This window comes from Asticcacaulis sp. P4_H10 (genome assembly GCF_056400965.1).
In genome coordinates this window covers 45816-61826 of sequence record NZ_JBFUKH010000002.1, presented here as the reverse complement: position 1 = coordinate 61826, position 16011 = coordinate 45816, and the positions used below count along the sequence as shown (strand labels likewise).

Below are 16011 nucleotides of genomic sequence, written 5' to 3'. Positions count from 1 at the left end.
TACGTAACTGCTAACCCTTAAGCATCTTCTGTAAATTATAGATGACTTCCAAGGCTTCCTTGGGGCTTAGATCGTCTGGATTGATGCCTTTGACAAGGGCTTCCAGCTTTGATGGCGCCGATTTGACCGGTTCGGCAGCTGTGCGTTCGAACGAAAACAGCGGCAGATCGTCGAGCCTGAGCTTGGTCTGGTTGTCTTCTTCCAGCCGTTGCAGGATGTCGCGGGCGCGATTGACGACGTGGCCCGGCATGCCGGCCAGGCGTGCGACCTGCACGCCATAGGAGCGGTCGGCAGCTCCCGGGCGCGCTTCGTGCAGGAAGATCAGCTCACCATTGTGCTCGCGGGCCGTCAGGCTGATATTGCTGACGAACTTCAGGCGCTTATCCAGCGTCGACAGCTCGTGATAGTGTGTGGCGAACAGTGTCCGGCACTGGATGGCGTCGTGCAGGTGCTCGGTGCACGACCAGGCGATGGCCAGGCCGTCATAGGTCGCTGTGCCGCGGCCGATCTCATCGAGAATGACGAAGGACTGCGCCGTCGCTTGCGTCAGGATGGCGGCGGTCTCGACCATTTCCATCATGAAGGTCGAGCGGCCCTGCGCCAGGTCATCGCCGGCGCCGACGCGCGAAAACAGGCGATCGACGACGCCCAGATGCATCGCCTTGGCCGGCACGAACAGCCCGGCCTGGGCCATGATGATCAAAAGCGCATTCTGGCGCAGATAGGTCGACTTACCGGCCATGTTCGGACCGGTGACGAGGCTTAAGCGTGAGGCTGCTGCACCCGTAGCATCGAGATCGACATCGTTGGGCGTAAACGGCTTGCCCTGGCTTTTCAGCACGGCGCAAACGACCGGATGACGGCCGCGTGAAATCTCCAGCCGCGATGACTGATCGACACGCGGGCGGACAGCTTCGAAGTCCTCGCCCCAGACGGCATTGGCGACCGCGACATCAAGCGCGCAGATGGCGTCGTGCGCGGCCTGGACTTCGGTGGCTTGCTGGCGGACCAGCTCGCGAAGCTCTTCGAAGATTTCCATTTCCAGCCCGAGCGCCTGTGAAGCAGCCCGTTGGATGCGCGCGTCGAGATCGACCAGTTCCGAAGTGACGAAGCGGATCTGGTTGGCCAGGCTCTGGCGGTGGATGAACTGCTTTTGCGTATCCTGCGCCTGAAGCTGTTCGGCCAGCCGGGTGCTCAGCTCGATGAAATAGCCGAGCACATTGTTGTATTTGATGCGGATGGCGATGCCGGTCTCGGCGGCCAGCCGGCTTTCGAGCGCCAGGATGATTTGGCGGCTGTCGTCGCGCAAACCGCGCGCCTCATCAAGGCCCGTATGGAAGCCTTCGCGGATAAAACCGCCGTCGCGCAACGACAGGGGTGGTTCTTCGACGAGGGCGCGTTCCAGCCGGTCGCGCATGGCGCTTGTGCCCTGCGACGGGACCAGCGCCGAGATAAATCCTTCGATTTCGGCGGGGACGGCTGGATCGATCACCGGGTTCTGCGTGGCATCATTCAACACATGCGCCAGGGATTCGCCGATCGTCAGCGCCTGATGGATGATGCACAGGTCGCGCGGGCCACCGCGGTTCAGGCTGAGACGTGACAGGGCGCGCGCCTGGTCGCTCAGACTCCGCATCAGGTGCCGCAGCTGGTCGCGGACGTCGCGTTTCGGGAGCAGCCATTCGACCGTATCCAGCCGGGCATTGATGGCGTCGGGATGATAAAGCGGTCGCGCCAGCCGCGACAGCAGAAGCCGGCCGCCGCCTGAGGTGACCGTGCAGTCGATGGCCTGGATCAGGCTGCCTTCGCGCCGGCCGGTCTGCGTCCTGTCGATTTCCAGCGAATTGCGCGTCGCGGCATCGATCGACAGGTAGTGGGTTTGCAGCACGCGCACGGGCGGCTTCAGGACCGGCCGCTTGCCCGCCTGGGTCAGGTCGATATAGGCGGCGATCATACCCAGCGCCGAAATCTCGGCCGGGCTGAAGGCGCCGAAACCGTCGAGCGTGGAGACGCCATAGAGCTTGAGCAGGCGCTGCTCGCCGGCCGCCGGATCGCTGAGTGAGCCCGGCTGCGGCTGGATGACGCCCCCGCACGATTTCAGCAGCGCATAGAGGATTTCGTCCTGCAGGATGCGGTCAGCGACCAGGCTTTCGGACGGACGCAATGCCGACAGATGCGCGCTCAGGGATTCAGGCGCGATCTCCAGGCATTCGACATCACCCGTCGACAGTTCGACGCTGGCCAAAGCCATGACCCCGCCACGGCTCGACAGCGCGACCAGCCGGTTGGCGCCGCGCGCCTCAAGCAATGAGTCTTCGGTGATGGTGCCCGGTGTGATGACGCGTACGACCCCGCGCTTGACGACCGATTTTGAGCCGCGCTTCTTGGCCTCGGCGGGGTCTTCCAGCTGTTCGCAGATGGCGACGCGGTGGCCCAGCCGGATCAGCTTGGCAATATAGGCGTCGATGGCGTGGACCGGCACGCCGGCCAGCGGAATATCCTCGTCCTTGTAGCGGCCGCGTTTTGTGAGCGCCAGCGACAAGGCCTGGGAGGCGGTGACTGCGTCCTCGAAGAACAGCTCATAGAAATCGCCCATGCGGAACATGAGGATCGCATCGGGATACTGCGCCTTGGTCTGAAGGTACTGCGCCATCACGGGCGTCGCGCCTTCCAGGTCCAGCGCGGTCCCTTCAGTGGGCAAATCGGTGGCTGCGTTCACGAGCGCTTATCCAGTTATGCGCTATAAAAAAGCAGCGCGAGAGGGCGAATAAATTAACGGGTCTTAACGATTCCGCAAAGAAGCCCTGCGCATAAAAAGTGTGCACAACGACAGTGGATTTCTTGACAGAAGGCTGATATGTCTATTTGTCAGACAATTGACAAATAGTATACTATCGCGGCGCGCCGGGGTAGTGTATAGGAGCATACGTGAATAATGCCCGCAATGCATTGCGTTTGGGCAATGTGAGCGCTAACATAAATAAAAAACGACGCAGAAAAAAGAAATGGCCAGCGAAAAACAGACCTTCAGCGACGACGAAGCGCTTCACCTCCACCAGTTTCCCGTTCCCGGCAAGATTGCTTTGGCGCCAACCAAGCCGATGGCGACCCAGCGCGACCTGGCCCTGGCCTATTCGCCAGGCGTGGCCGTGCCGGTCCTGCGCATCGCCGAAAATCCCGATGCTGCCTATGACTATACGGCCAAGGGCAATATGGTCGCGGTCATTTCCAACGGCACCGCCATCCTTGGGCTGGGTAATCTCGGCGCCCTGGCGTCGAAACCCGTCATGGAAGGCAAGAGCGTGCTGTTCAAGCGCTTTGCCGATATCGACAGCTTCGATATCGAAGTGGCGACGCAAGACCCTGACGAATTCATTACGGTCGTCAAGAACATCACCGCGGCCTTCGGCGGTATCAATCTCGAAGACATCAAATCTCCTGAGTGCTTCATCATCGAAGCGGCGCTCCAGGACATGGCCGATATCCCGGTCTTCCACGACGACCAGCACGGAACGGCGATCATCTCGGCGGCCGGCCTGATCAATGCGCTGGAAATCACCGGCAAGCGGATCGAGGACGTCAAGGTCGTACTCTGTGGCGCGGGCGCTGCCGGCCTGTCGTCGCTGTCGCTCGTGAAAGCGCTGGGTGTCCGCAAGGAAAACACCACGGTCGTCGATATCCATGGCGTCGTCTACGAAGGCCGCACGATCGACATGGACCAGTGGAAGTCGGTCCACGCCACGCGGACCGCCAAGCGGACCCTGTCCGAAGCCATGGTCGGCGCGGACGTGTTCCTGGGGCTTTCAGCGCGCGGCGTGCTGACGCCGGACATGGTCGCCACCATGGCGCCCAATCCGATCATCTTCGCCATGGCCAATCCCGATCCGGAAATCACTCCCGAAGACGTTGCCAAGGTGCGCACTGACGCCATCGTCGCTACCGGCCGTTCGGACTATCCGAACCAGGTCAACAATGTCCTCGGCTTCCCCTACATCTTCCGCGGCGCCTTGGACGTCCGTGCCCGTCGCGTGAACCACGAGATGAAGATCGCCGCCGCCCAGGCCCTGGCCATGCTGGCGCGTGAAGACGTGCCGGATGAGGTCGCTGCCGCCTATCAGGGCCGCCGCCTGAAGTTCGGCAAGGACTATATCATCCCGTCGCCCTTTGATCCGCGCCTGATCTGGTACATCCCGCCCTTCGTGGCTCAGGCCGCCATGGATACCGGCGTGGCCCGCAAGCCGATCGACGACATGGATGCCTACCGCAAGCGCCTGGAACAGCGCCTCGATCCGTCGGCGGGCTTCCTGCAGACCATCACCTCGGCCGTGCGTTCGCGTCCCTCAAAGCGCATCGTCTTTGCCGAGGGCGAGGATATCAGCGTCATCCGTGCCGCCCACGCCTTCAAGGCACAGGGCCTGGGTACGCCCATCCTGTGCGGCCGGGAAAACCTGGTCGAAGCCAATATGCGCCTGGCCGGTATCGACCCCAAGGAAGAGGGTATCGAGATCATCAATGCCCGCCTCAGCCACCGCAATGCTGCCTATTCGCAGCTTCTGTATTCCCGTCTGCAGCGCAAGGGCTACCTCAAGCGCGACGTCGACCGCCTGATCTACCAGGACCGCAACTCGTTCGCCGCCGCCATGCTGATTTCCGGCCACGCCGACGGCATGGTCACGGGGGTAACGCGTCAGTTCGACCAGGCGCTGGAAGAGACCCTGCGCGTCGTCGATCCGGCGCCGGGTGGCCGCATCATGGGCATGTCGATCGTGCTCGCCAAGGGCAAGACGATCTTCGTCGCCGACACGACCGTGTCCGAACTGCCGACGCCCGAGGAACTGGGCGACATCGCCGTCGAAGCCGCCATGGCCGTACGCGCCATGGGGCACACGCCGCGCGTCGCCTTCATGTCGTATTCGACCTTCGGCAATCCGTCGGGCGAACGCTCCGACCGCGTTATGCGCGCTGTCGAGCTGATGGAAGAGCGTGGTGTTGACTTCGAGTTCGAAGGCGAGATGCCGCCCGACGTCGCCATCGACCCGGCGCTGTGGGCCAATTATCCGTTCCAGCGCCTGACCGCACCGGCCAACGTGCTGATCATGCCGGCTATTCACTCCGCGTCTATCTCAACGCGCTTTATCGAAGCGCTTGGCGGGGCAACCGTCATCGGCCCGCTGCTGCTGGGCCTGTCGCGCCCCGTGCAGATCTGTCAGCTCTCCGATCCGGTGTCCAAGATCCTCGCCATGGCGACGTTTGCTGCATATGATGTAAGGTCCGTCGTTAATCGCTAGGATCTGTCATTCAAGACAAAAAGGAAGCCGGGGTTATGCCCCGGCTTCTTTCGTTTGAGCCATGTCCTGCGTCTTTTGGAGGCGCGTCAGCCAGACGCTGAGCACGATGGCGATAAAGCCGATGACCGCCGTATAGGTGAAGAAGACGACATAGCCACTGCCGAGCGCTTCGCGGCTGACGCCCAGCGTTGCAGCCGGCTTTTCGTAGGATACGGCGGGCAGGCCGGCAAACAGGCCTTTCAGGCCCGCGGCGAAGCCGCCATGGTCCGCCCCCTGGGCCATCGTTTCGATCATCCTGCCCGACTGCGACGCCAGAAGCTTTCCGGGCAGGGCATAGAGCGAGGTAAACAGGGCGTACTGCTGGGCGACATAGCCGCCGGTTGAAATCAGCGACGACATGTAGGCGATCAGAACCGTACCGGCGATCCCGGCTGAAATATTGTCGACGGCCAGGGCAACCGAGAAGGCGAATATGCTGTTGCCCTGCGTCGCCAGCCAGGCATAGGCAATGTTGGATGCACCGCAGACGATGGCGCCGAGGACCAGGCTGGGGCGGATGCCAAAGCGCGTCATGCTGAAGCCACCGAGGCCGACGCCGATCATGGTCATGACGACGCCAAAAATCTTACGCACTTCCGCGATGGCCAGCTTGTCGAAGCCGAGATCGAGATAGAAGGCGCCGTTGACGTTGAGCAGAAAGTCCGAAATCCGGTAGAGGCAGATGGTCGCCAGGATCAGCCCGGCCAGCCTTTCATGGCGGCTGAAGAACGAGGCGATCGGCTCGACGAAGGTCTGGCGTAAGTAAGCGCCTGGCCGCGTCAATGCGCCCGGAATCGGCAGGCAGGTGACAGCCAGCAGACTAAGGCCGGCAATAACCGCAGCGAACTGGACGAAGATGCCAAAACCCTTGGCGGTCCAGACGGCGTTGGCGGCCTCGAATGCGGCCTCACCGGGGAATAGGCCCTTGAACAGCTCGATGTTGGCCGTCAGTCCAGCGCCGAGCAGGCAGATGGCGACCACCATCAGGACAAGGCGGCCGATCCACTCGATCAGTTCGGCCACTGGCCGTGCCGGCGCATCGCCGTATTCGATCGGCCGGACGGTGTGTTCCGGGCCGCGTGGTGCCAGCAGGACGCCGATAATGCCAAGTCCCATCAGGGCTGCCATCAGGGCGTAGGCAAAGCCCCAGCCGAGCGTGTCCGCGATGGCCAGCGGCACAATGCCCGACACGAAGGGCGCGATTCGCGCCCCCCAGGCGGCGGCGGTTGCCATGACGGCTTGATTGCTGGACTGCGCGCCGGCGGTTTCGATCCGCCAGGCGTCGATAACGATATCCTGAGTGGCGCCGGCCAGGCCGATGATAACGGCGGCGACGGCCATCCAGCCGAGATGCTGCTGGGGGTTCAGGCCCGAGATGACCCAAAGGCCTGCCATAATGACGGCCTGGCTGAACAGGATCCAGCCGCGGCGATGGCCCAGCATGAAGGTCAGGCCGGGCAGGCCGACACGATCGAGCACCGGCGCCCAGACGAACTTCAGACTGTAGACGAAGGTGACGAGCGAGAAATAGGCGATGGTCGTCAGCGACAGGTCGACGTCGCGCAGCCAGACCTGGAGCGTATCGAAGATCAGCGACAGGGGCAGGCCGGACGAAAAGCCGAGCAGGATCATGACCAGGGCAGGCCGGCTCACAAAGGGCCGGATGCTGTCGATAACGGATTTGCGTGGCGCGTCCGGCAGCGGCGTTTCGGTCATGCGTTACGGTCCCTGTCAGAGCGATATGCCAAAAAGTGTGCAGCGGTTTTTGGCTAAATATCGCGACAAAACAAAAATCTAGAGCATGATGGCGGTTCAATCTGAACGCATCATGCTCTCACGACAGAGAGCGTAAAAGGGTTTGGCGAGCCTGTCTAGGCGCTGTGGCGCAGGGGGCCTTGTGTCCAGGTCGCGAGACGGGCGCGCAGGGCGGCGATCTCGATCGGCTTGGTCAGGAAGTCGTTCATGCCCGCCGCCATGCAGGCGCGGCGGTCTTCTTCGTAGGCATTGGCGGTAAGCGCGATAACCGGCGTATTGCAGCCGAATGCCCGCAGGGCCCGCGTCGTACCAAGACCGTCGAGACCCGGCAGGCCCAGGTCCATGAAGATCAGATCAAAGGCGCGCGTCTTGATCATGTCGATGGCGTCTTCACCGGAAGCGGCGCGTTCGACGCGGCAACCCTCGCGTTGCAGCAGGATAGACGCCAGCAGCGCATTGACCGGATTGTCCTCGACCAGCAGGACCATGGTGTCCTGGCCGGATTCCGCGGCGATGCGTTCGTCTTCCTGCGGGGCAGGGGCGGGCGCTTCTGTGTGCGGCGACTTCAGCGCATCGAGGCGCTGGATCAGCGAGTTGCGGCGCAGCGGCTTGATCAGGTAACCGGCCCAGCCGTGGTCGCGCCACGCCTGGATTTCGCTGCGTTCTTCGGGCGCCAGCAGGATCAGGCTGTGCGGAGACGGCGCGGATGACGGGCCTGATGCGGCGGCACGGTCGTAGAGGGTGATGGTCGCCGACAGGTCGCCGTCGAGTGTCGCCAGGGTGCGCAGTTCGGTCGCGACGGCGCTCAAATGGCACTGCGCGCCCTCTGTCAGGACGGCGTTGTGCGTAACCAGGGTGACGTCATGGGCAACAGGATTGGTCTGGGCGGCGCGCAGGGTGAAGGGTGCAGCGAACTGGACGGCAAATTCCGAGCCTGCGCCGACTTCGCTGTCGAGCGTCAGCGTGCCGTTCATGGCTTCGACCAGTTTCTTGACGACGACAAGGCCCAGGCCCGCGCCGCCATAGCGCGTCGCGTGGGTCGGGTCGGCCTGGCCGTATTCTTCGAAGATGCGGGAACGCGCTTCCGGCGCGATACCCGATCCGGTGTCGCGAACACTCAGGCGGATCTGTTCGTCGTCGGTCAGCGAAATGCGGATCAGGACGCCGCCGGTTTCGGTGAATTTCAGCGCATTGCCGGCGAGGTTGAACAGAATCTGACGCAGACGGCCTTCGTCGGATACGATCGTGTCAAGGCGCGGATCGAGCGCCCAGACGATTTCGGTGCCGGCGGCGTGGGCACGCGGCGACAGCAATTCAGCCACGCCTTGCAGGAGCGGCTCGAGACGAACTTCGCTGGCTTCGAGTTCGATGCGGCCGGCGTCGAGACGGGCATAGTCGAGCAGGTCGTTGACCAGGGTCAGCAGGTGTTCGCCGGACTCACGCGCAGTCGCCAGGTAGGATTGCTGGTCAGGCGTCAGCGAGGTTCGCGCCATAAGCTGAAGCATGCCCATCACGCCATTCAGCGGCGTGCGGATCTCGTGGCTCATCAGACGGAAGAAGTCTTCCTGTGCCTTCAGCCGTGCTTCCAGCGATTGGCCGTCTGACTTGTGGGTGCCGTCTATCGTCATCAGGCGTTTCTGCCATCCTGCTCATGTGATGATGCTACCGTACACGGCAAAAGTTAAGGTTGGTCAAAGAGCGGCGGAGCGATGTGCGGAAAATGTAATGCGGTTTTTCCGCTTAACATCGCGACAAAACAAAAAACTCAGAAACTGTTGAAAGCCGGCGGGCGCGTGCCCTCTGGCTCGATGACGCCGGTGCGGCGATAGACCAGCGCTTCGGCGATATGGCGGCGCAGGACTGCGCCCGATTGTTCGAGATCGGCGATGGTGCGTGCCAGCCTGAGCGTCCGCGTCCAGCCGCGTGCCGTCAGTCCACTCTGTTGCGCGGCCTTGGTCAGAAGCGCCGTCGCTTGCGGGTCGAGCGCGCAAATCTTTTCCAGACCTGTTCCATAGGCTGTAGCGTTCAGCGCGTTATCCAGCGGCAGGTCCATCCTTAAAGCGCGTTCCGTCTGCATGTCGCGGGCGGCGGCCACGCGGGCCGCGACCTCGGCGCTGCCTTCGACGGGCGCGGGCAGGGCCAGGTCGACGGCGGTGACCGGCGGGACGTCGATCTGCAGGTCGATACGGTCCATCAATGGTCCGGACACCCGGCCCTGATAGTCCCGAAGACAGCGCGGGGCCTTGCCGCACGCGCCCTTGCCGCCGCCGCCGACTGGCACGCCATGGCCGCAGCGACACGGGTTCATCGCCGCTACCAACTGGACGCGGGCGGGATAGCGGATGTGGTGATTGGCGCGCGCTACTACGACCTCTGACGTTTCCAGCGGCTGGCGCAGCGAATCCAAGGCTTGTGGCGAGAACTCTGGCAGCTCATCCAGGAACAGCACGCCATTGTGCGCCAAAGACACCTCGCCCGGCTTGGCGCGCATGCCGCCGCCGGTCAGGGCGGCCATCGAGGCGGAATGGTGTGGACTGCGGAAGGGCCGGTCGCGTGTCAGCTCGCCCTTGGCGATAAGGCCGGCCATCGACCATACCTGCGAGGTTTCCAGCAGTTCCTTCGAGTTCATCGCTGGCAGGATACCCGGCAGACGCTGGGCCAGCATCGACTTGCCCGAACCCGGAGGGCCGACGAACAGGAGATTGTGACCGCCGGCGGCGGCGACTTCCAGAGCGCGCTTGGGCACTTCCTGGCCTTTGACTTCACGCAGGTCATAGGCGTGGCTGGGGTTGCGGAACGCGCCCTGAACCGGACGTTCCAGAATGGCCAGGCCCTTGAAGTGATTGATCAGGGCGATCAGAGATTTCGGCGCCAGGATATTGACCTCATCCCCGGCCCATGCGGCTTCGGGACCATTGTCGTGCGGGCAGATCAGGCCCATGCCAAAATGATTGGCAGCTATGGCCGCAGGCAAGGCGCCGCTGATCGCGGCAATCTGGCCATCGAGCTTCAGTTCCCCGACGCAGACATAGCCGTCGAGCGCATCCTGCGGAATGATGCCCATGACGACCATCAGCGCCAGCGCGATCGGCAGGTCGAAATGCGTGCCTTCCTTGGGCAGGTCAGCCGGGGACAGGTTGGCGACGATCCGTTTGCTGGGGGTACGAAGCCCCATGCCGGCAAAAGCCCCGCGCACGCGTTCCTTGCTTTCGGCGACAGCCTTGTCGCCCAGCCCGACAATGCTGAAGGCAACCGGTCCACCGGTCAAAACGACCTCAGCATCGACGCGGCGAGCTTCGGCGCCATCAAACGCTATGGTTGTTACCCGACCTGGCATGAATAGTCCCCGCTCTCACCCGGAATTATCCACACCCTAGATCAGGGAAATAGACAAAGCAAGAACAAAGTTCGAACAAATGCGCAATGAAACACATCCCCGTGGGAAAACATCCACGCGGAGGGGGCAAAGGGGGAATACTGAAAGGGCAGGTCGCCTCTTTATCAGGGGCCGGGGAGGAGCCTTATGAACCCCGTTTAGCTTCGATGCAATCCCACAAAATGTCGCCGACATCGATTTCTTCAAATGTCTTTAATTGGACGGCCCCGGTAGGCGACGTAACATTGATTTCCGTGAGGTAATCGCCGATGACATCGATGCCGACAAACATAAGCCCGCGTTCTTTCAGGACGGGTTTCAGGCGCTCGCAAATTTCACGGTCACGGTGGGTCAGGACCAGAGGTTCAGCGCGGCCGCCAACGCGGAGATTGGAGCGGACGGCGCCTTCTTCCGGCACGCGGTTGATGCCGCCGGCGATTTCGCCGTCGACCAGGATAATGCGCTTGTCGCCGGCACTGACGGCCGGGATGAACTTCTGCAGCACGACGGGTTCGCGGCTGATGCTGGCCATGATCTCGATCAGGGCATCAAGATTGCGGTCGCCGGCCTTCAGCTTGACGATGCCATTGCCGGCCGCGCCGTGCAGGGGCTTGAGGATACAGTCGCCGTGTTTGGCGAAGAAGTCATTGAGCGCCACAGGATCGGCCGAGATCAGGGTTGGCGGCTGCAAGCCTTCGAACCGCGTCGCCAGCAGCTTTTCCGGGGCATCGCGGACCGCACGCGGATCGTTGACGACCAGGGTCTTGGGGTGGACGGCTTCGAGCAGGTAGGTAGCGGTGATATAGGCGACGTCGAAGGGCGGATCCTGGCGCATCAGGATGACGTCAACATCGTCGTGCAGGTCGAGATGCTCGAAGTCGCCGAGCGTGACGTGGTCGCCCTTGACCTCGCGCAAGGTCACCTTCCGGGCGCGGGCAAAGACGCGACCGGTATCCTGGCTGAGGTGCCGGGGCTCATAGACCCACAGCTCATGTCCGCGCCGCTGCGCCGCCATCATCAGCAGGAAGGTGGTGTCCGCAGCGATATTGATGCGCTGGATGGGGTCCATCTGGACGGCGACGCGTAAAGCCATGTGTTAGCCCTCTTGGTTTCCGCCCATATGTGAGTGCAGGCGGAAAATCACAAGTTAGAATCGCTCTGTCTTTTCGAACGCGTTGATCGCATGGCGCGGCCACTGGCACGGCACCAGCGTATAGAGGTCGATATTGAGGTCGAGCCGCGCCAGTTGCGGCTTGCGCGCTTGAAGCGCCAGGCCGGCCTGCCACAGCCGTTCCTGCTGGATGGCCGAGACGGATTCGACGGCAGCCTCCAGTGTCATCCGGCTCTTGACCTCGACGACGGCCAGGCGCTGGCCCTTCTGCGCCAGGATGTCGATCTCGCCGCGCGGCGTCTTCAGCCGGAAACCGAGGATGCGATAGCCTTTCAGCATCAGGTGGATCAGGGCGACATATTCGAGCAGGTGGCCGCGTTTGCGCGCCGCAAAGCCCGTGGCTGCCCTATCCACGATCGCGGCCCTTCATCTCCAGCGCCTTCTGGTAGATGACCTTGCGCGGCAGGCCGAACATCTGCGCCAACTGCTGGGCGGCGTCGGACGGAGAAAATTGTTCCAGGGCCAGCTTCAGCGCCTCTTCCAGATTATCGGCCGATGGCTTTTCCTCGGACGGAGGGGCGACGATGATGACGATCTCGCCCTTGGGTTCAGCCAGGTGCGGGTCGGCGGCGAGCGCGCTCAAAGTGCCGTGATAAGCGCTTTCATAGAGCTTGGTCAGCTCGCGGCAGACACAGGCCTGGCGGTCGCCCAGGACCTCCGCCATGTCGATCAGCGAGTCGTGCAGGCGCGGGCCGGTCTCGAAGAAGACGAGTGTCGAAGCGATCGAGGCGACTTCGCCTAAAGCCGTGCGGCGCGCGCCAGACTTGTTGGGCAGGAAACCCGCGAACATGAAGCGATCAGTCGGTAAGCCGGCCAGGCACAAGGCCGCCAGGACCGAAGAGGCGCCGGGGATTGGGTGGACATTGGCGCCGGTTTCACGGGCGACTTCGACGAGACGAAAGCCAGGATCGGAGATCAGCGGCGTGCCGGCGTCGGAAATCTGCGCGACGACGTGCCCGGCGCGCAGGCGTTCGATGATCTGCGGCAGGACTTGCGGGCCGGCGTGGTCGTCGTAACGCAGCAGGGGCTTTTTGATGTCGTAGGCCGACAAAAGCTTGCCGGCGACGCGGGTGTCCTCGGCCAGGACGACATCGGCGGCGCGCAGCACGTCGAGCGCACGCAGGGTGATGTCGCGCAAATTCCCGATCGGCGTGGCGACGATATAGAGGCCAGGCGTGACGGGACGAGGCGGCGGGGCGAAGAAAGATTCCATTTCGTGTGATTAGCAGACTTTACGGTCCAAACGCAAAAGCGCCGCGCTTCGATGTGAAGCGCGGCGCTTTACGATCAGTTACGTCGATTAGAAACGACGGACGTAGGAGATCGACAGCTGCTCGACATCGACATTGTCAAATTCGGCGCTGGTAAAGTCGGCACGAATGCCATGGACGCCACCGTTCGGGAAGTAGCGAACGCCGACACCAGCGGCAACGGTATCATCCTCAATGGAGACCTTGGTGTTGCCGGACTTGCCGCTCAGCGCACCGTGCAGAAAACCTACGCGTGCGAGCAGCTCGACGTTTGCCGACACGGGATAAGATCCGACGACATAGGCGGCAACGGTATTATCGACCTTGACATCAACCGTAACGCCTTGTTCGGTATAGGATTGCTCGGCGATACCGAAAGACGCGTTGGCTTCAGCGCCAAAGTACTTGTTGAACTTGATGCCGGCGCCGAAATTGGCCGTACCGAAGTTTTCGCCATTGAAATCGACATTGGCGTAACCGCCTTCGACATAATACTTGCCAGCGTCCTGGGCTTGAGCGGCGCCAGCGATGGCAGCAACCAGGGCAACGGCGGAAATGGCAGCAATTTTAAGCATAGAAATACCTCAGATTTAGAAGGACGGCGCTTTCAGCAGGCTTCGTCGTCCAGGTCAACTTCCGTTGCTGTAACAATTTCAGGTTATGCTGCGGTGCGATATAATGGGCACAGACGGTGTTACGCCAGTAGCTCCATCAATAGCCTGTCCAACAGGACGCGGCCCTTCGGCGTAGCGCGCAGGCGATTATTCTCAAGCGCCATGAAACCGTCGTTGATGAGCGTGGCGGCGCGGGCAGCGAGATCGAGCGACGGCGTGCGCCGTAGGTCAAGCCCGTCCGACAGACGCAGGCCCAGCATTGTTGCCTCTTCTTCGGCTTCCAAGGGCGCCAGGGCTTCGGCGTCGTGCCCGGTGCCGGTGGCTTCGACGCGGGCCATGTAGGCTTTCAGATCACTTAGCGCGGTGGTGGCTTGGCGCTCGCCTGCGTGGGTGACGCGGCCATGGGCGCCGGGGCCGATCCCGATATAGTCGACGCCCTCCCAGATCAACACATTGTGCGCTGAGCGGGCGGCGTGTGCGTTGGCGTGGTTTGACACTTCGTAGGCTTGAAAGCCTTGCGCCTCCAGCGTCTCCTGCGTCTGGAAGTAGAAGGTTTCGGCAAGGTCGTCCTTTGGCGGGGCCCATTGCTTGCGGCGGACGGCCCGGCCAAAGGCTGTGGCGGGTTCGATGGTCAGCTGATAGGGCGAAATATGCTCGACGCCGAGGGCAATAGCGGCTGTGAGTTCACTTTCCCACGCTGCGACCGTTTGCTCCGGCAGGGCGTAAATCAGGTCGAGCGACACGCGCCCGAAAACCTTTTGCGCGGTCTCGATGCCACGGATGGCTTCGGCGGCGGAATGGTTGCGGCCAAGGAACTTCAGGGCTGCGTCATCGAGCGACTGGACGCCGAGCGATAGGCGGTTGATCCCCGCCTGACGGAAGCCTTCATAGCGGCCGATTTCGGCGCCGGTCGGATTGGCTTCGAGGGTGATCTCAATATCGCCACTGCCGTCGAACAGGCTGCGGGCGGTGGTGATCAATTCGGCTACCCACTCGGGCGGCAGCAGCGACGGCGTGCCGCCACCGAAGAATACACTGGCCAGTTTGCGCGGGCCGACCATGGCTGCCTGGCTTTTCAGGTCGGTGAGGATGGCGTCGAACAGGGTGCGCTGGCTGGATTGTCCCCGATCACGCGTGACGTTGAAATCGCAATAGGGGCAGATGCGCGAACAGTACGGCCAGTGAACGTAGAGGCTGACGCGATCAGACGTCAAAGAAGCGCTGCCTTCAGCTGCTCGAACGCCAGGTGGCGGTGGCTGATGACATCCTTGGCTTCGGCGGTCATTTCCGCGAACGTGGTGTCATAGCCGTCAGGCTGGAAGATCGGATCGTAGCCGAAACCCATCGCACCGCGCGGCGCGACGATCTCACCATCGATACGGCCCTCGAAGACAACGGCATGACCTTCGGGCCAGGCGACCGCCAAAGCGCAGGTGAACCAGGCTTTGCGGTTGAATGCGTCGCCTTGCGCCTCGCGGGCGATGCGCAGCTTGTGTTCGATGACTTCGGCGGCGCGGACAAAATCCTTGTCGGACCCGGCCCAGCGCGCGCTGAAAACGCCGGGCTCGCCGCCAAGCGCCGCTATGCTCAGGCCGGAATCGTCGGCCAGGGCGACAATGCCGGCTGTCATGGCGGCGTGGCGTGCCTTCAGAATGGCGTTGCCGGTGAAGGTCATCTCGGTCTCGTCCGGCTCGGGCAGGTTCAGGCTGCCGGCGGTGACGATCTCGAAACGACCGCCCAGAAGGCTGGCGATTTCGACCGCCTTGCCGGGATTGTGCGTAGCGGCGATCAGCTTTTGGCCGGAAATGAGGGATAGGGGCATGGGCTTTCCTTTTGCCGCGCTTTTAACCGGAATGCGCCAAATGAAAAGGGTGTTGTGCGCTGTGGCTGACGTGTGAGAAACAACTGCGTAAGTTCATCAAGGATGCCGCCATGCGCTTTTTAGGCCCGCGCTCGATTTCAAGCCTGCTGAAGACGGCGCTCGATGTCGTCTATTACGGTCTTTATGCCGTGGTAGCCGTCACGGTCCTGGCGGCACTGGGCCTTCTGATCGTGCCCAATCTGGCCATCGAAGTGGCGCGGCCGCTGAATGTCGCTACCCACCTGCCGGCAGCGTCGCAGGCGGTCATCCTGCTGGCGTTCAGCATCTCATTAGGCGGCTACGTGCTGATCATGCACTGGACACGGCAGGTCCTGGCGACCCTGGCCGAAGGCGACGTCTTCCATCCTGACAATACGCTGCGGCTGCGCTGGATCGGCTTTGGTCTGGCCGGCCTCGAACTGTTCGGCTACATCGCGCGCTTCGTCGCCGAAAGCATGTTCCAGCTCAAGTTCGAGCCCTTCTACGGCCTGCGCGCCGTCACGGCCTGGTTCTCGGTGCTGGTCGTCTTTGTGCTGGCCGAGGTCTTCAAGGAAGGCGCGCGCCTGCGCAAGGAAGCGGACCTCACAATTTAAAGCCTTGTCAGCAAGGCTCTAAATTGCTTTGTTTTCGGCGCACTTTTACGGAAAAGTGCGTCCC

The 16011-nt window shown here is 62.4% G+C and carries 12 protein-coding genes; 2 read left to right on the top strand and 10 right to left on the bottom strand.

Annotated features, from left to right (window positions below):
- Positions 1 to 10 precede the first annotated feature (10 nt).
- Entirely contained in the window at positions 11 to 2653 is a 2643-nt protein-coding gene (mutS, locus tag AC1DON_RS04370) for a DNA mismatch repair protein MutS (RefSeq protein ID WP_476933921.1), read from the bottom strand.
- 352 nt (positions 2654 to 3005) lie between these two features.
- On the opposite strand from mutS, the gene AC1DON_RS04365 reads away from it, so the two are divergent.
- A complete protein-coding gene (locus AC1DON_RS04365) occupies positions 3006 to 5288 on the top strand; it encodes an NADP-dependent malic enzyme (protein WP_476933532.1) in 2283 nt (760 codons plus the stop codon).
- 33 nt (positions 5289 to 5321) lie between these two features.
- Here the strand turns inward: AC1DON_RS04365 and AC1DON_RS04360 are convergent, their stop codons facing one another.
- From AC1DON_RS04360 to rdgB, 9 genes are all read right to left on the bottom strand, one after another.
- A complete protein-coding gene (locus AC1DON_RS04360) occupies positions 5322 to 7043 on the bottom strand; it encodes an AmpG family muropeptide MFS transporter (RefSeq protein ID WP_476933531.1) in 1722 nt (573 codons plus the stop codon).
- A 155-nt stretch (positions 7044 to 7198) separates the two neighbouring features.
- The gene (locus AC1DON_RS04355) at positions 7199 to 8710 is read right to left on the bottom strand and encodes a response regulator (RefSeq protein ID WP_476933530.1); all 1512 of its coding nucleotides are present in this window, start codon (positions 8708 to 8710) and stop codon (positions 7199 to 7201) included.
- A gap of 137 nt (positions 8711 to 8847) precedes the next feature.
- The gene (locus AC1DON_RS04350) at positions 8848 to 10419 is read right to left on the bottom strand and encodes a YifB family Mg chelatase-like AAA ATPase (RefSeq protein ID WP_476933529.1); all 1572 of its coding nucleotides are present in this window, start codon (positions 10417 to 10419) and stop codon (positions 8848 to 8850) included.
- Between the two features lie 184 nt (positions 10420 to 10603).
- Positions 10604 to 11551, bottom strand: coding sequence for a glutathione synthase (gene gshB / locus AC1DON_RS04345; RefSeq protein WP_476933528.1), 948 nt, complete (start codon positions 11549 to 11551; stop codon positions 10604 to 10606).
- 54 nt (positions 11552 to 11605) lie between these two features.
- Entirely contained in the window at positions 11606 to 11983 is a 378-nt protein-coding gene (locus AC1DON_RS04340; RefSeq protein WP_476933527.1) for a YraN family protein, read from the bottom strand.
- Positions 11976 to 12842 (bottom strand): 16S rRNA (cytidine(1402)-2'-O)-methyltransferase, encoded by an 867-nt coding sequence (rsmI, locus tag AC1DON_RS04335; protein WP_476933526.1) that lies wholly within the window; start codon positions 12840 to 12842, stop codon positions 11976 to 11978. Before rsmI ends, AC1DON_RS04340 begins: the two co-directional genes overlap by 8 nt.
- 87 nt (positions 12843 to 12929) lie before the next feature.
- Positions 12930 to 13454 carry an outer membrane beta-barrel protein gene (locus tag AC1DON_RS04330; RefSeq protein WP_476933525.1) on the bottom strand — a complete coding sequence of 175 codons (525 nt, stop codon included), beginning with the start codon at positions 13452 to 13454 and terminating at the stop codon, positions 12930 to 12932.
- Positions 13455 to 13573: 119 nt separating this feature from the next.
- The gene (gene hemW, locus AC1DON_RS04325) at positions 13574 to 14707 is read right to left on the bottom strand and encodes a radical SAM family heme chaperone HemW (protein ID WP_476933524.1); all 1134 of its coding nucleotides are present in this window, start codon (positions 14705 to 14707) and stop codon (positions 13574 to 13576) included.
- On the bottom strand, positions 14704 to 15315 hold the full coding sequence (rdgB, locus tag AC1DON_RS04320; protein WP_476933523.1) for an RdgB/HAM1 family non-canonical purine NTP pyrophosphatase: 612 nt from the start codon (positions 15313 to 15315) through the stop codon (positions 14704 to 14706). Before rdgB ends, hemW begins: the two co-directional genes overlap by 4 nt.
- 110 nt (positions 15316 to 15425) lie before the next feature.
- Between rdgB and AC1DON_RS04315 the strand changes: the two genes are divergently transcribed.
- The gene (locus AC1DON_RS04315) at positions 15426 to 15947 is read left to right on the top strand and encodes a DUF2975 domain-containing protein (protein ID WP_476933522.1); all 522 of its coding nucleotides are present in this window, start codon (positions 15426 to 15428) and stop codon (positions 15945 to 15947) included.
- The last annotated feature ends 64 nt before the right edge of the window (positions 15948 to 16011 follow it).

Excerpts from the sequence above, each read along its gene's own strand:
- mutS (WP_476933921.1), bottom strand. The coding sequence starts at position 2,653 with ATGGCGCAGTACCTTCAGACCAAGGCGCAGTATCCCGATGCGATCCTC.
- AC1DON_RS04365 (WP_476933532.1), top strand. The coding sequence starts at position 3,006 with ATGGCCAGCGAAAAACAGACCTTCAGCGACGACGAAGCGCTTCACCTC.
- AC1DON_RS04360 (WP_476933531.1), bottom strand. The coding sequence starts at position 7,043 with ATGACCGAAACGCCGCTGCCGGACGCGCCACGCAAATCCGTTATCGAC.
- AC1DON_RS04355 (WP_476933530.1), bottom strand. The coding sequence starts at position 8,710 with ATGACGATAGACGGCACCCACAAGTCAGACGGCCAATCGCTGGAAGCA.
- AC1DON_RS04350 (WP_476933529.1), bottom strand. The coding sequence starts at position 10,419 with ATGCCAGGTCGGGTAACAACCATAGCGTTTGATGGCGCCGAAGCTCGC.
- gshB (WP_476933528.1), bottom strand. The coding sequence starts at position 11,551 with ATGGCTTTACGCGTCGCCGTCCAGATGGACCCCATCCAGCGCATCAAT.
- rsmI (WP_476933526.1), bottom strand. The coding sequence starts at position 12,842 with ATGGAATCTTTCTTCGCCCCGCCGCCTCGTCCCGTCACGCCTGGCCTC.
- AC1DON_RS04330 (WP_476933525.1), bottom strand. The coding sequence starts at position 13,454 with ATGCTTAAAATTGCTGCCATTTCCGCCGTTGCCCTGGTTGCTGCCATC.
- rdgB (WP_476933523.1), bottom strand. The coding sequence starts at position 15,315 with ATGCCCCTATCCCTCATTTCCGGCCAAAAGCTGATCGCCGCTACGCAC.
- AC1DON_RS04315 (WP_476933522.1), top strand. The coding sequence starts at position 15,426 with ATGCGCTTTTTAGGCCCGCGCTCGATTTCAAGCCTGCTGAAGACGGCG.